This window comes from Rhizobium sp. BK377 (assembly GCF_014193935.1).
GTDB lineage: Bacteria > Pseudomonadota > Alphaproteobacteria > Rhizobiales > Rhizobiaceae > Rhizobium.
Window position 1 is genome coordinate 245662 of the sequence record NZ_JACIAC010000005.1, and the last position, 14377, is coordinate 260038.

The 14377-nt window shown below is 60.4% G+C and carries 11 protein-coding genes; 1 reads left to right on the plus strand and 10 read right to left on the minus strand.

Going from position 1 to position 14377, the window contains the following annotated elements:
• Window positions 1-6 precede the first annotated feature (6 nt).
• The 9 genes from FHT92_RS20835 to epmA form a co-directional block, all read right to left on the minus strand.
• On the minus strand, window positions 7-3318 hold the full coding sequence (locus FHT92_RS20835) for an oligosaccharide flippase family protein (RefSeq protein ID WP_183749841.1): 3312 nt from the start codon (window positions 3316-3318) through the stop codon (window positions 7-9).
• An 89-nt stretch (window positions 3319-3407) separates the two neighbouring features.
• A complete protein-coding gene (locus FHT92_RS20840; RefSeq protein ID WP_183829204.1) occupies window positions 3408-4586 on the minus strand; it encodes a glycosyltransferase family 4 protein in 1179 nt (392 codons plus the stop codon).
• A gap of 46 nt (window positions 4587-4632) precedes the next feature.
• Window positions 4633-7107: a glycoside hydrolase family 2 protein gene (locus FHT92_RS20845; RefSeq protein WP_183828894.1), complete on the minus strand. Its 2475-nt coding sequence runs from the start codon at window positions 7105-7107 to the stop codon at window positions 4633-4635.
• Window positions 7108-7122: 15 nt separating this feature from the next.
• Complete coding sequence (locus tag FHT92_RS20850) at window positions 7123-8085, minus strand: DUF1839 family protein (protein WP_210278544.1); 963 nt, start codon at window positions 8083-8085, stop codon at window positions 7123-7125.
• Window positions 8086-8093: 8 nt separating this feature from the next.
• The gene (locus FHT92_RS20855; protein WP_183828900.1) at window positions 8094-9002 is read right to left on the minus strand and encodes an amino acid--[acyl-carrier-protein] ligase; all 909 of its coding nucleotides are present in this window, start codon (window positions 9000-9002) and stop codon (window positions 8094-8096) included.
• A 4-nt stretch (window positions 9003-9006) separates the two neighbouring features.
• Complete coding sequence (locus FHT92_RS20860; RefSeq protein WP_183749837.1) at window positions 9007-10188, minus strand: acyl-CoA dehydrogenase family protein; 1182 nt, start codon at window positions 10186-10188, stop codon at window positions 9007-9009.
• Window positions 10188-10439, minus strand: a complete 252-nt coding sequence (locus FHT92_RS20865; RefSeq protein ID WP_183749836.1) for an acyl carrier protein — start codon at window positions 10437-10439, stop codon at window positions 10188-10190. The genes FHT92_RS20860 and FHT92_RS20865 overlap by 1 nt, the downstream gene beginning before the upstream one ends.
• Window positions 10440-10702: 263 nt before the next feature.
• Window positions 10703-11755, minus strand: a complete 1053-nt coding sequence (locus FHT92_RS20870) for a lysine-2,3-aminomutase-like protein (RefSeq protein ID WP_183828903.1) — start codon at window positions 11753-11755, stop codon at window positions 10703-10705.
• Entirely contained in the window at window positions 11752-12816 is a 1065-nt protein-coding gene (gene epmA, locus FHT92_RS20875) for an EF-P lysine aminoacylase EpmA (RefSeq protein ID WP_183828906.1), read from the minus strand. The genes FHT92_RS20870 and epmA overlap by 4 nt, the downstream gene beginning before the upstream one ends.
• A 151-nt stretch (window positions 12817-12967) precedes the next feature.
• On the opposite strand from epmA, the gene efp reads away from it, so the two are divergent.
• Window positions 12968-13537, plus strand: coding sequence for an elongation factor P (gene efp, locus FHT92_RS20880; RefSeq protein ID WP_011427226.1), 570 nt, complete (start codon window positions 12968-12970; stop codon window positions 13535-13537).
• 109 nt (window positions 13538-13646) lie between these two features.
• On the opposite strand, the gene FHT92_RS20885 is transcribed toward efp, so the two are convergent.
• The gene (locus FHT92_RS20885; RefSeq protein ID WP_183828909.1) at window positions 13647-14375 is read right to left on the minus strand and encodes an SIS domain-containing protein; all 729 of its coding nucleotides are present in this window, start codon (window positions 14373-14375) and stop codon (window positions 13647-13649) included.
• Between the last annotated feature and the right edge of the window lie 2 nt (window positions 14376-14377).

Consider the following 14377-nt stretch of genomic DNA (forward strand, 5'->3'; position numbering starts at 1 on the left):
AAATTCTCAGGCTTTCGCCAGCCGGACGATCTCCTCCAGCACCAGCTTGCGCGATTCCGGCGGCGTCAGATTGTGATCGGCATCCTGCAGCATCACCAACCGCACATTCGGGTGCTTGGCAAACTTGTGGCCGCGCGGGCCGAAGTGGAAATACATGTGGTCGAGACCGACATCGCCTTCGCTGTAGATCAGCGTCAGCGGCACCTTGCGTTTGCCGAGTGCCGCAAAAGACTGACGCACCTGGCGTGCGATATGACGGCGGCCCGGAATGAGTTCCACGAGCGGCGCGATGCGCGGCGAAAGCCGGCGACCGATCGCGATGAAGATGTTCTGCAGGGCCGCAAAGACATCGACCTCGCCGCGCAACAGCCGCTTGACCGTGTCGAGCCGCATCATCCGCTGACCGTAATCGTCGACGCTGCGCGGAACTGAGACGACATGTTCGCGTCGCACCGGCATCTCGGGATCCCAGTAGTAGACGAAGGGATTGATGGAAACGATCGCCTTCAGCCGCTCATCCTCGATGCCGGCGCGCAGGGCTACATAACCGCCGCTGCAGCGACCCGCGACCATGATCGGTCCGGCAACGAAGCTTTCCAAAAGATCCAGCGAGGCGAGCGCGTCTTCCGTCTGTGTCGCGGAATAGAGAACCTGTTCCGGCGCATCCGGGCGGGGGACGCTGTCGCCGACGTTGGCGGAATCGAAGCGCAGCGAAACGACGCCCTGGCGAGCGAGCTCGCGCGCCATATCGACAGTCGTCCGGCCCCAGCCGGCATGCCGGTCATAGGCCGTCGACATGAAGAGCACGGCGTTACCCTTGATCTCGCCTTGAGGCCGGCTGACGACGCCGATCAGATGCTGGAACGCGCCGAAACGAACCGGAATCTCCTCAAAACCGTCACCTGCGAGCGGCCGGTTTTCGACCTCCTGCGAAGAGTGACCGACGGACCCAGCAGGCGCGGTTGTCTCGACAAGCCATTCGGCAAGCAGCTTGATGACTGCCATCGGCGTCTTGGCAAAGAGCGGGTTCGTGACCAGCTCGTCATAGCCTTCGAAAACCCGCTGCTCGACGTTACCGCCAAGTGCCTTCAGGGAGTCAGCGAAGGCCATATCATCAACCCGAACCGGGCGTTCGAGGATCAGGTAATTCGGCGCCGAAAGCTCCTGCGGTGAACTGATATTGAGCTTGCCGATTTCCGCAGCAATCGCGTCTGGCAGGGTCAGGCCGGCGATCTGAACCTGGGCGCTTGGTGCATGCTCCTTGCCGAGACCGAGGTCGGCATGGATGATCCGCGACCACATATTGATTTCACGCAGATGCCCCCTGCCGCTGAGGACAGGCGCAAGCAGCACGATACTGTCGACGCCCTCGATCGTGTGGCCGGTGAGATGAGCAAGCGTGCCGCCGAGACCCTGGCCGACAAGAATAATCTGCGAGCAACCGCTGAGCGTCTTCAATTTTGCAGCGGCTGCGCGGATGGAATTCTTCCAGATTTCCAGACTGGGTGTCTGATCGCCAAAATCGAGCGCATCACCCGTACCCGTGTAGTCGAAACGCAGGCTCGGCACGCCAACGTCGGAGAAATGCTCCGCCGCGACGCGATAGAATTTCCGCGTGCACATTTCCTCGAAACCCCAGGGGCTGACGAACAGGACAGCAGCCGAGCGTTTTGCAACGTCAGCCTTTTCCGGCATGAAAAGACCAATCGTGCCATCAAAGACAACGGGAAGAGCAGCGGAGCGGCCGGCGCCTTCCGCCGGTTCACGCGAGAACTCTTCGTTATCAGGCTTCTTCTCTTCTCCTTCTGGGGTCGGCGCAGTGATGAAACTGACCGCGCGTCTTGCCGGTCCCTGCAGCAATGCGGGCATCTTGTCGAGGATCGAGCGCAGCACCTGGATATCTTCGGCAGGAACGGCACGGAGGACTTTCAACGCAGCAAAATACGCAAATGTACCAGCGATGATCGCCGCGACAAGGCCGACAAGCCCCTGGACGAGCTCAAGTGCAGTAATCGCACCGCAGGCGCAAAATACCGCCGCGAGAGTAATCTTCGTAAGGCTGAGATAAAGACCCGAAAGCTGCGTTCCGAATCCCGTTTGTCTGACCATCATTACCGACATCGCAACGAATACGGCTATGCGCACAAGCGCGGCACCCTCGGCGGCCAGACTAGGTACGATGAGTAAACAACCTACTACCATAAGAAGGCCACCTATCACACTGATTTTCAACCGTACATTGGCTTTGTCGATTGAGAGCAGGTACAGGCTGAGAACCTGCATGAGAGTGTAGGCAGGCGCGACAAGCGCAAGCAGAGCGACCACTCCACCGCTTCGGTCGAAGGCTTCGCCGAAGACGACATGCACAAGTTCGGTAGAGATCGCGGCAAGCCCCAGACTCATAGGCAGCACGATATAGGCCATGCTGCGGATGACAGCGGCAAAGGCGTCGACCGGGAACTTCGAGTCGGCGCTGGTGTGCCGTCGTTCCGAATAATAGGGGAGCAGGCTACCGCTCATCTGGATCGGAAGCTGCAGCGCGATATTGGCGATCGACAGGCCGGCAGCGTAGAAGCCGACCATTTCCACCGACCAGAACTGCTGCAGGAAAAGCAGTTCGATACGGTTTAGGAAGATCGAATCGATGATGAATTGCATCGACAGGATGACCGACGACGACGCCAGATATTTGAGCGAGACACCGCAGCGGTCACGACGAGCAAAGAGGATCGGCAAGGTAGCGACGAAAAGCACGAGCTGGCCGAGCGCATAGCCGACAAGCACGCCCTGCACACCGTAAAAGACGGCACCGACCGCGACGCCCACAAGCTGGAAAACCGAGACGATCAGCGTCAGCTGGAAGAACGTGCCGAGCCGCTTTTCGCCAATGAGGTAAAATTTAACGAAAGAGCCGATCGCCTGGACGAAGAAGAGGATGCCTGTCACAAGCGCCACCGACGGTGCGGTGTCGGCCCAATGCATTTCCTCCGATGTCAGGAAGAACAGAGCATAAAGCCCCAGTAGCACCAACGTGGAGCAGACCATGAAGGTGACGAGGATCGAGGCAAATCCTCTGCGTTGCTCGAAGCTGTAGCCCTGCGCCGAAAGCTGCGGCAGTGTCTTCAGAAGCGTGATGCTGGAGCCGAGCTCAGCAATCGAGGCCCCTGTGACGACGAGCCAGAGTGAAAAGGCGACGATACCGTTGGCCTCGGGGCCGAGCAGGCGTGCAGTTATGATCGAGGACGCGAACCCCGTCACCAGAAGCAGCATACCCGCCGCCGCATTCATCACCGAATTTGCAATAATGCCCTTCGACATCCGTCCATCCGCCAGAAACCGCAGCGCGGCCGAAAACAAGTCATCTCTAAATTGGAAATGTTAAAATAAAGGGGAGTAAAGCGCTCAGCTTAGCTCGCCTGCATCGCAGAAAGCCGTGAAAGCGCCTTGTCGTAGCTGTGCTCGGCGAGATGACGCACGAGATAGGCCCGCGCCGCCTCTGCTTTCTGCTTCGCAGCCTCGGGATCGGAATAAATGCTCTTCAAATGCGCCGCCGCGGTCGCGGGTGAAGGATCGGCCCAGACGGCATTCGTGAGATCAGCAAATTCCGGATGGCTATCGACGACAGGAATAAGCGACGGCTCGACCAGCCAGGTATTGTCGGGATCGCAGAAGTCAGCCGTGCCCGACCATTCTGTCGAAACGACGGGCGTGCGATGCATGATGGCTTCAGCCACCGTCAGGCCGAAACCCTCCGAACGATGCAGCGAAAGATAGGCATTGGAATCGCGAATGATGCCGTTTATCTCCGAACTCGCCAGATTATCGGTAACGATCCTGATGTTGCGGTCGCCTTCCACGGACTGCATGAGCGCGCGAAGTGCCTCGTCCCGGACCGGATTGCCGCTCGCCTTCATCAGCAGGAAGGCATGGGGGCATTCGGCGCTGAAGAGCCTGAAGGCCTCGATCGCCGCCTGCGGGTTCTTGCGGTTGATCGAGGAACCGGCGCTGAAGACGAACGATACGAGGAAAGCATCCTCGGCAATTCCGAATTTCTGCCGGATACCGTCAGCCGCCGGCCGCTCGGTCACCGGGTGCGGCACGACAATGACAGGTGCAGTCGTATGTGGTGCGATTGCCCTCCTGGCGAATTCCGAGGGAACGAAGACGGCGTTCATATAGTGCATGGCATTGCGCCATTCCGCTGGCACTACTTCCAGCTCCCATGCCCAGTAACCGATATTGAAGGCACGGGTGAAATTGCCGAGACCTTTCTTCAGGATCGCGCGCGGCAGCATGGGCGGATTGAGATGCCATATGCGGCTTCCCGGCTGGCCGCCGGACATTTGCTCTGACGCCCATTCGACCAGCTTGCCTTCGTCCGGATGTGTGCTGACATCCGCAAGCATGATCTCACGGCCTGCCTGCGAAAGCGCGGCAGCGCAAAGCCGCGCCGATTCGCCCACACCTGCTGCCATCGACAGATAACCGACAATCTCGACCGGTCGGCGCGGATTGAAGGCAAGCCGTGATTTGACAATCAGCCGCTGCAGCAGATGCCCGCGCACGCTTCGATAAACGCCCCGCAAAGCCTCTTCCGCCTGCACCCTGATCGTCATGACCGCTCCCTGGTCCTTAAAGCGCGAAACGGCGCAAGGCGCCGACGCTCCTGATTTCGCCCGCCGGCAACGCATCGCCATCAATGCCCGCAGCAGCGATGAGCTTCACTCGCTTGGCAGGACCTGGTGCCAGATGGAACCAGTCCTCTTCAGCCCGGTAGCCTTCGACATCGATATGCACGGATTGAGCCAGCCTGTCGGCCGCAAGCGTGATGAACCAACCATCGCCCTCACGGATGAAGGACGCCTCGATCGTCGCGTCGTGGAAGGCTCTGGCTCGGCCGCGCGGGAAATGGAAAGCCTGCGCCAACAGCGCGCCGTCCATCGTCGACCGCAGCCAGGCAACGCTGACGTCATGCGATGGCGCACCGAAACGGAAGGCATAGGCCGCATCAAAGAAGCCGCCGAAGAGATCGGTGCAAGCGATACGCTCCACGCTTCTCGGGTCGAGATTGAAGGCCTTGCTGCCGCTCGCGACCTGCTGGCGCCCCTCGCGGAGGCAGGCGACATCGAGTTCGAGAGCCACCACTTTGTCGGTCTCGTTGATGACATGGACATGGAGGCCATTCGTCCCCTCGTCCGTAAAAACTGCCTGCACAGGACGGAAGGCGCGGCGCATCGCATGCCAGACAGGTTTGGGCTCGCCGGCGGAATCGATCACGCCCCAGCCGGGACCTGGCAACAGATCCTGCAAGGTCCAGACGAGCGCCCCATTGCAGGTCGACCCCTTGCGCCGCCATTCGGCAAAGGTTTCCTCCAGCACTTCACCCGTAACAGCGCGCGACAAGTCGAGATAACGTTCGGGGTCTTCACGGCGGAGCTTGGCGGGGTCGACGTCATAGAGAAGTCCGAGATAAAAGTCCCTGACATCCTCGAAATCCCAGGAAGCACCGCGGTCGCGCGGCACCCGCTCTTTCCAGAGCGGACTGTGAACTGAAGGCACGTCGAGATGCCGCTGTAGGGTCCTTTGCTGCGGTACATGTGCGAAGGCGAGGCTTTCCGCCGCAAAGCGTACCTCGGCGCGGCGCGCATCCTCGAGCGGCCGCATATAGGCACCGACGCCGTAATAATGCGTGACGCCAGCGTTGGGCGAAAAGGGCATCGCCCCGCCGTGGGGCGAATTCGGCACGTAAGGGACGTCAGGCCGCATGCGCTGGCAGATCGCCGGGATGATCTCGTCGGTGATCGGCCCGCTCCAGAAATCCGAGGGCAGGCCGAACATCGCCGCCTGCTGGTGGATTTCGCTGCCGCCGCAGAGCACGGCGAGCGACGGCGAAAGCTGTACGCCGTGCAGGAATTCCTCCACCTCGGCATGCACATGGCCGATAAAGGTCTTGTCGTTCTTCGGATAGTCGAAATTGGCGAACATGAAGTCCTGCCAGACCATCAGCCCAAGTTCGTCGCAGAGCGCGAAGAATTCCGGCGTTTCATACGCCATGGTTCCCCCGATGCGGATCATGTTCATGCCGGCCTCGGCAGCAAGCCGCAGGAACGGCTCGTAGTCAGCCCGCTCCCCCGGCAGTCGCGCGATGTCGGCTGTCGTCCAGACCGCGCCACGGCAGAAGACCCGTTCGCCATTGACGCAAAGCGTGAAATCACTGCCGTCAGCGCCGTGGTCAACCTCGACACGCCGAAATCCTGCCTTGCCGAGCGAATGTTCCTCGCCGTCAAGAACCAGCGTCACATCGTAGAGATGCGACGCGCCATGCGTATGTGGCCACCAGGCCTCGACCTCGGGCAGCTTGAGGATTACCGAATAATGCCTGTCGCCGATCTTCTCGAAACCCTGCTCGATACCGGCGCAGCGCAGAAGCATAACGGGCTCTTCGCCATCGGCATGAAGAGAAACGCTGAGCCGTCCCGCCCCGCTTTCCTCCAGAACAGCACGCACCGTGACATTGTCGACCGAGGCAACGCCCCGGCGCACGAGCGAGATCGGCCGCCACGGCCCGACGGCATGGATTTCAGGGCACCAGCCGGGCATATGTCCAAGCAGCGTCGTGCGGATATTCTTCAGCCCTTGCGGCGTGATCATCTGCGGGCGCCAGCGGGCTCGCGGTCCGGGTTCGCCAAGGCGGGGAGCGAGGGCCCGAAAGCAGAGCGCCAGTTCATCGCCGCCCGCGAGCGTCACCGGTATCTCATGAGCGGTGAACATGCTCTCGGAGAAAAGGATCTCAACGCCGTTCAGAAAAACATGGCAGATCGTCGCCAGCCCTTGAAAACGCAGAAGCGCCTCGCCTGGCTCCGCATCGAAGAGGCGGGTCAGATACCAGGCATCCTTGGTGTTCAGCGGCTGTGGATTTTCCCGGTCGAACAGCCCTGCTTTTTCGAGCGCCGCTGCGACAGTGCCCGGAACAGGTGCGGGAATGAACTGCGCCGAAAGATGGATATCGTGGGGTGTCGCGCAGGCGTCAGGCTCGGTCAGAACCAGATTCCAGCCTTCGGAAAGCAGGCTTTCCTCAGCCCCTATGCTTGCCAACCGCCCCCGCATGTCTGATCTCCGGCTTCAGGCTCGCTCCGCGAGCGATGCCATCATCGAATCCCATGCATCGGCAGCCGGATCAAGAGCCGCTTTCAACGGCTCGAACTTGCGGCGGGTGACAGCACGCGCCAGCTGGAACTGAACAGACTTCGCCACCTCCGAGATCCGGCGTGCTTCCTCGATCGCGACGCCGAACTCGTCGGCTGAAAGCCAGGCCAGATGATCGGCCGCGAGTTCGAAATTCGCACCCACCTGTCTGAGCGTGTTGAAGGCATACTTGTGGAAGAAGCCAAACGGCCGGTCGGCCACCCCTTCGACCTGCAGCGGGAAGACTTCCGCAAAGGCGCGGATCGGATTGGCACCCGGCCTGCGGGCGAAATGAAAGCCAAGGAGCCGGCGGGAAACTTCGCGCAGATGCGCCTCACCGACCGGGCGTTCCGGGAACTTGGCGAATTCCGTATAGGGCAGGAACGGCGCATCTTCATCCGTCAGATGGGATTGAAACAGCCCGTCGAAATCCTCGCCCTCGATGCGGAAATAACCGGCATTGTGGAAATAGTCGACGCGCTTGCCGGCAAAGTCCAGCCGGTTGATCGCCACTGTGGTCTTGCCGTGCTCCTGCCGGTAGGCGGTGCCGCGCGTATCCGGCATAAAGAAGGAATCCATCTCGATCAGGCAGAGCCGCCCGCGGGCGATCTGCACCTCGACATGCCGCTCGACGCGGTCGTAGATCGCAAGCTCGGTAGTGCGGATGCCATAGAGCGCTTCGAGATCTTCCAGCGGCATCTTGAAGAAGGTGAACTGGTCGCCCTCGAAATCCTGCGTCAGCGTAAAGCCGAGCATCGCTTCGGGTGCGACGCCGAAAGTCGAGAGCACCTCAATCCAGAGATCGATATAGCAATTGGTCTCCGGCCACATGCGCTCGCCGGAATGCAGCGCATGCGGCTTGTAGGTATCGGGATCGATACCCGCAAAAACCGAGGTCATGGAACCGCTCAGCCCCACAGGACTTTCCGCACGCTATCAGGCCATTCCTTAACGTCGAGGCCGTGGTGATGGAAGAGCGCGAGCGCGATTCGCTCGAGGCCGAAGCCGACGCAGGCGGTATGGGCCACGCTGCCGTCCTCGAGGTTCAGGCCCCATTTCACGCCGAAAGAGTCCTGATGGTAGTTGAAGCTCATGCAGGCCGTCGGGTTTGCCGACGAGGTGATCGGGATCAAGAGCTCGAACTTCAGGTTCTGGTCGCGCTGGTTGTTGACCATCATCTTGCCGGCACGGCCGAAGAACGGGTCGTTGGCAACATCGATCGTCACGTCGAGACCGACCTGCTTCATCATTTCGACGCCGCGGTCCATCCAGCTCTGACGGAAATCGGTCACATGCTGCTCGGTGCCCATGCAGACATATTCGCGCATGCGGAACAGCTGCTGGCGCGCCGGATCCTTGGAGGGCTCATGGCGGAAGCAGTAGGACTGCAGATCGAAGAGGCCGCCCTTGGCCGGCAGGTTGCCGCGTTTGGCAACTGTCGGATAAAGCGGGTAGCAGGCAGCCGGCGTCAGAACGATATCGGTTGCCTTCTGATCCTTGGTCCAGTCCTCGCCGACTTCCATGCATTGCAGCAGGCTCATATGGTCGAGCTCGCTGCCGCAGAAGCTGTGCACCGTGCCGGCGAGCTGCGGGAAGCTCTTCATATAGCCGCTCTTTTCGAAGAGCGCACGGTTCATGCCGGGCGGAAAGCGCATCGCTTCGGCGCCATCGGCGCCACCGAACCTGTCGATCAGCCGTTCAAAAGCGGCGATGACGTCTTCGAACTGGCCGCTGCGTCCGTAAAGACCGTCAACGCCGGTATCGATCAGCAGGCCGGACTCGAAGAGCCGGTCCAGAAACGAAGTCTGCATATCCATGGCTTTACCCCAGTAGGCTAGTGTCCTGCTTATGGACAAGGAGCATGCTCGACGTATTGCCGAGGATGCGGTCGTTCGAGATCATGAGCTGTGCGGAATGGGCATCGCGCAGATGGCGTCCGAGGCTGAAGGGGGTACCGTTCTTGTAGCCCATGATGCCGCAGATCAGCATGGCATGATTGACGATTTCCAGGATCGTCTCAGACGAGGCGATCTTCACATTGTTCATCGCCACGGCAAAGCCCATTGAGGAAAGCTTGTCGCCGTCAGCCTTGGCGTCCTCATAGGCCTTGAGGCCGGCAACGACATTCGACTTCACCATCTGCAGGAGGTTGGAAACCTCAGCGAGGCGAAGGGCGCCGGGCGGGGTAGCATCGGGAGACTTGCGGGCAGCGGCGCGCACGAAAGCCTGTGCGCGGGAAACGGCGTCAACCGCGATGCCGTACCACACGCCGCTCCAGAGCAGATGCGAAGAGGCAAGCATCGACTGCGCGGCAATCTCAGCGAATGGCTTCGGCAGGATCTGTGCGGCCGGTGCTTCACCCTTGAACAGAAAGCCGTCGGAGCAGGTCCCGCGCATGCCGAGCGTGTTCCAGGCATGCGTCTTTTCGAGCGTGTACTGATCTTTCAGGAATGCGGTCAGGACCTGATCGGAAGAGGCGGCTTGCGGATGGCTGCGCGAAGTGATGAGAATGGCATCGGCATGCGAGCCATAGGAAATGACGGTCGCATCCTTTTGCAGCCTGCAGATATCGCCATCGATTTCGATCGCGCAGATGCTGTTGCGCAGATTGCCCCCGATCCCACCTTCGGTGGTGGCGGAAGCGATCAGAAGCTGTTCGGCAGCGATACGGCGCATGAAGGCGCTATGCCATTCGCTGTCGACGCCGTGTTCGACGAGACTCGAAAGCTTGATATGGTGCATGGCAAAGACCATCGCGCTTGCCGCGCAGGCCTGGCCGAGCATCGAGCACAATTCGGCAATATCGGTCGTGGAAGCAGCCTCGCCACCAAGATGGCGGGGGATCTGGATACCGAGCAGCCGCTCGGCCTTCATCGCGTTGACGGCTTCCTGCGGGAACCGGCCTTCGAAATCGACGGCATCCGCATGTCTCGCCGCAATTTCGGAGACGCGGGCAGCCCTTGCGACCAAGCTGTCTTCCGTGATCTTGACCGGGAAATTCATCAGGCGACCTTTCGGCCATCCCGGATGAGATCGACCGTGTTGGCGATCGCCGAGATGCTCGCGAAGGACTTGCGGTTCAGGAGATTATCGGGAAACTCGATGTCGAAGGCCTCTTCGATGCCGAGCATGAGTTGCACGGAAGCGAAGGACGTCAGACCCGCGGCGTAGAGATCCGCATCGTCGGCAACCTGATCAACGGACACAGGAAGCTTACCGAACTTGGCTACGAGGTCGCGGATTGTCTTGTTCATCCCATTCACTCCAGATTTTCATGATCCTGAACCGGCATTCATCGCCTTTTCATGGAGTGCTTTTAGTACGGAAAACAGAACATTCCGCTAATATAATTAGTTAAATATGACTAAGACTCATACTTTGCATTTTACGGATCATGCTTAGCTGAGGCCTAATACTTCATTTCTATCAATAGTTTGATATAGCCCGAGAAAACCGGCAGCAAGTCGCTCGAGTCGTGCGAAGTGCAGAAATGGTACGCCAGGAGCCTGCTGGTACGCTAATCTGCGGGCGGATAGGAATGCTCGTTGCCACGATAATCCGAAATCGAATAACAACCTTCGCCGGTCGCTTGCGCGGCGGTTTCGCCGATCGCGGCCTTGCCGTAGCCGCCCGGAATATCGAGGATATAGGTGGGCTGGCAAAGGCCGGAGATACGGCCGCGAAGCGACGAGACGATCTTCTGCCCCTCCTCTATCGACAGCCGGAAATGACTGGTGCCGGGCGCAAGATCCGGATGGTGGAGATAATAGGGCTTCACGCGTGCCTCGACGAAGGCTCGCATCAGTTCCGCCAGAACATCGGGATCATCGTTGACACCTTTCAGAAGCACCGACTGGCTGACCATGACGACGCCGGCATCCACCAGGCGGGCACAGGCGGCGCGCGCTTCCGCCGTCAGCTCACGAGGATGATTGGCGTGGAGCGCGACATAAACTGTCTTGCCGCTCGCCTTCAGTGCCGCGATCAGTTCCGCATCGATCTTCTGCGGGTCGACAACCGGCACCCGTGTGTGGAATCGCACAATTTTCACATGCTGGATTGCCGCAAGCTCGCTTAGAATGTCGCCGAGACGACGTGGTGAAAGCACCAGCGGATCGCCACCGGTCAGGATCACCTCCCAGATCTCGCTGTGGCCGCGAATATAGTCGAAGGCTGCAGCCAGCGCGGCCGGCTCGAGAGTGCCGAGCCCCTGCGGTCCCACCATCTCGCGCCGGAAGCAGAAGCGGCAATAGACCGGGCAGACATGCACAGCTTTCAGCAACACGCGATCCGGATAGCGATGCACGATACCTTCCACCGGACTATGCGCATGATCGCCGATGGGATCGGCCCGCTCCTCCGGCGTGGTCACCAGTTCCGCCGCATCGGGCACGAACTGCCGGGCAATCGGATCGGCCGGATCGGTGTGATCGATCAACCTTGCCATGGCGGGTGTCATCGCAACGGCATAGCGTGCAGCAACCTCATCGAGCGCCAGTCGCTCAGCCTCCTCGATCAGGCCTGTTCTGACGAGATCGTCGACACTTTTGATCGGACGCATGACATTCATCGGCCATACTCCGCAACAGGCGCCCAGAGCACCTGATCGATCCGCGACGCTCCCGTCGCCAGCATCACAAGCCGATCGAAGCCGAGCGCGATGCCGCTCGCTTCCGGCATGATCGTCAGCGCCGCCAGAAAATCTTCGTCGAGCGGATAGGTCTCACCATAGACCCGCATTTTCTCGGTCATCTCGATCTCAAAACGCCGCCGCTGCTCTGCGGCATTGGTCAGTTCACCAAAGCCGTTGGCAAGCTCGACCCCGCAGGCATAGAGCTCGAAGCGCTCCGCCACCCGCGGATCGCGCGCCGAAGGCCGCGCGAGAGCCGCTTCAGAAACAGGATATTCGTCGAGAATGGTAACACGGCCGAAGCCGAGATGCGGCTCGACCTTTTCCACCAGCACCCGACTGAAGAGATCAGCCCAATGATCGTCATCGGCAACGCGCATGCCGACCCGCCGCATCTCGGCGGCGAGATGCGCGCCATCCGTCGAGCCGTCAGCGGAAACCGAAGCCAGAAGATCGATGCCGGCATGGCGATCGAACGCCTCTGCAACGCTGATACGCTCCGGCCCGGCGAAGGGATCGCACTCAGCGCCGCGATAGACGAGCATTTCGGTCTTAACCGTCTCGGCAGCGAGCGCCAGCATGCGCACGCAATCCATCATCAGGCTCTCATAGCTTTCGCCCGCCCGATACCATTCGAGCATCGTGAACTCAGGATGGTGCAGCGGCCCGCGCTCGCGGTTGCGATAGACATGCGCAAAGCAGGCAATGCGTTGTTCACCGGCGGCCAAAAGCTTTTTGCACGCAAATTCCGGCGATGTGTGCAGATAGAAGGGCGCGGCCTGTCCGTCCGTCGTCAGCGCCTGGGTGGCAAAGGCATGCAGGTGAGCCTCGTTGCCCGGAGAGACCTGCAGTGTGGCCGTATCAACCTCGATGAAATCCTCGCGCGCAAAGTAGCCGCGCAGCGCCGCCTGGATCGCGTTGCGTCCGATGAGGAACGGGCGGCGATCGGCATGCACGGGTGGTGTCCACCAGGGAGACGCTTTGGCGCTCGTGAGGGTCATTCAGCGTGTTCCTCGCCGGATTCAGCCGTGTTGGGGGTGGCTATTTCCGCGATTTTAGGTTAGTGCCGCCCCGAAGAAAAAACATTTTGCGTCTTCAGGACTATTCTGACTGTCCTCTACGACGCCGAAAGCCGACTTACAAGGAAGTCTTATGGTCAAGGTCATCGCCTCTTCGGTCCGCAAGGGCAACGTTCTCGATGTCGACGGCAAGCTCTACGTCGTTCTCACCGCACAGAATTTCCACCCAGGCAAGGGCACGCCGGTCACACAGGTCGACATGCGCCGCATCGTCGATGGCGTGAAGGTTTCCGAACGCTGGCGCACGACCGAGCAGGTCGAGCGCGCTTTCGTCGAAGACGTGAACTTCCAGTACCTCTATGAAGACGGCGAAGGCTTCCACTTCATGAACCCGGCCACCTACGACCAGGTGGTCGTCAGCGCCGAAACCATGGGTGACCAGAAGGCCTACCTTCAGGAAGGCATGACCTGCATTCTGTCGATCCACGAAGGCGTTCCGCTGGCGCTCGAACTGCCCCGCCACGTCACCCTCGAAATCGTCGAGACCGAACCGGTCGTCAAGGGTCAGACGGCTTCCTCCTCCTACAAGCCAGCAATGCTGTCGAACGGCATCCGTACGTCGGTCCCGCCGCATATCGATGCCGGTACCCGCGTGGTCATCGCAACGGAAGACAATTCCTACGTCGAGCGCGCCAAGGACTGATTGCGTCAGTTTTCGGAGTTCAAACGGCCCGAAGCACACGCTTCGGGCCGTTTTTATTTTGCCCGATGGCGAGACGGAAAATCGGCCGGCAACATGCCGGCCCATTTGCTCAGAGATGGGGATTACGCGGCCGGTACTTCTTCACCAGCTTCTGATTGATCTCGGCCGCACCCGGCATGTTGGCGCTGAGATAGACGGGCGCGTCACCGGATTTCGAAAGCTGCGAAGCAACTTCTGCGCAGATGGCGTTGATGACCGTCACCCCGACGGCCGTAGACACCGGACCGACACGAAGACCCGTGCCCTCGAGATCAAGGACGGCGTCACCCGGCGGCAGCCCGTTATCAAGCACCACATCGGCCACATCGGCAAGCCGCCGGCGGTCATTGGCAATTGCCGTCGAATAGGCGATCGAGGTGATGGCGATGACTTTTGCGCCAATCTCGCGCGCGTAGTCGGCCGCCTCGATCGGCGCAGCATTTACGCCCGAATTGGAGGCGATTATGATGACATCACCCGGCTGCATGCCGTAACGCTCCAGCATCGGCCGCACCAGACCCTGCGTGCGCTCATAGACCGAGCTGATGACCGCCCCCTCATGCAGCATGGCCGAGCCGACGAGAACGGGCACCGTGAAAGCAAGCCCGCCTGCCCGATAATGCACTTCTTCCGCCAGCATATGCGAATGGCCGGTGCCAAAGACGTAAACGCGCTTGTCGCCACGGGCGGCCTCGAGGATTACAGCGGCCGCCTGCGCCATCGGTGCGGCAAGCGCCTGCTTCAGCTCCTCAAGCCGGCCGATGAGATTGGAGAAATAGGCGTCCGTAATGTCAGTCATCG

Bases quoted from the DNA above. Each gene is read 5' to 3' on its own strand.
- FHT92_RS20835 (WP_183749841.1), bottom strand. From the start codon at position 3,318: ATGTCGAAGGGCATTATTGCAAATTCGGTGATGAATGCGGCGGCGGGT.
- FHT92_RS20845 (WP_183828894.1), bottom strand. From the start codon at position 7,107: ATGCGGGGGCGGTTGGCAAGCATAGGGGCTGAGGAAAGCCTGCTTTCC.
- FHT92_RS20850 (WP_210278544.1), bottom strand. From the start codon at position 8,085: ATGACCTCGGTTTTTGCGGGTATCGATCCCGATACCTACAAGCCGCAT.
- FHT92_RS20855 (WP_183828900.1), bottom strand. From the start codon at position 9,002: ATGGATATGCAGACTTCGTTTCTGGACCGGCTCTTCGAGTCCGGCCTG.
- FHT92_RS20860 (WP_183749837.1), bottom strand. From the start codon at position 10,188: ATGAATTTCCCGGTCAAGATCACGGAAGACAGCTTGGTCGCAAGGGCT.
- FHT92_RS20865 (WP_183749836.1), bottom strand. From the start codon at position 10,439: ATGAACAAGACAATCCGCGACCTCGTAGCCAAGTTCGGTAAGCTTCCT.
- FHT92_RS20870 (WP_183828903.1), bottom strand. From the start codon at position 11,755: ATGAATGTCATGCGTCCGATCAAAAGTGTCGACGATCTCGTCAGAACA.
- epmA (WP_183828906.1), bottom strand. From the start codon at position 12,816: ATGACCCTCACGAGCGCCAAAGCGTCTCCCTGGTGGACACCACCCGTG.
- efp (WP_011427226.1), top strand. From the start codon at position 12,968: ATGGTCAAGGTCATCGCCTCTTCGGTCCGCAAGGGCAACGTTCTCGAT.
- FHT92_RS20885 (WP_183828909.1), bottom strand. From the start codon at position 14,375: ATGACTGACATTACGGACGCCTATTTCTCCAATCTCATCGGCCGGCTT.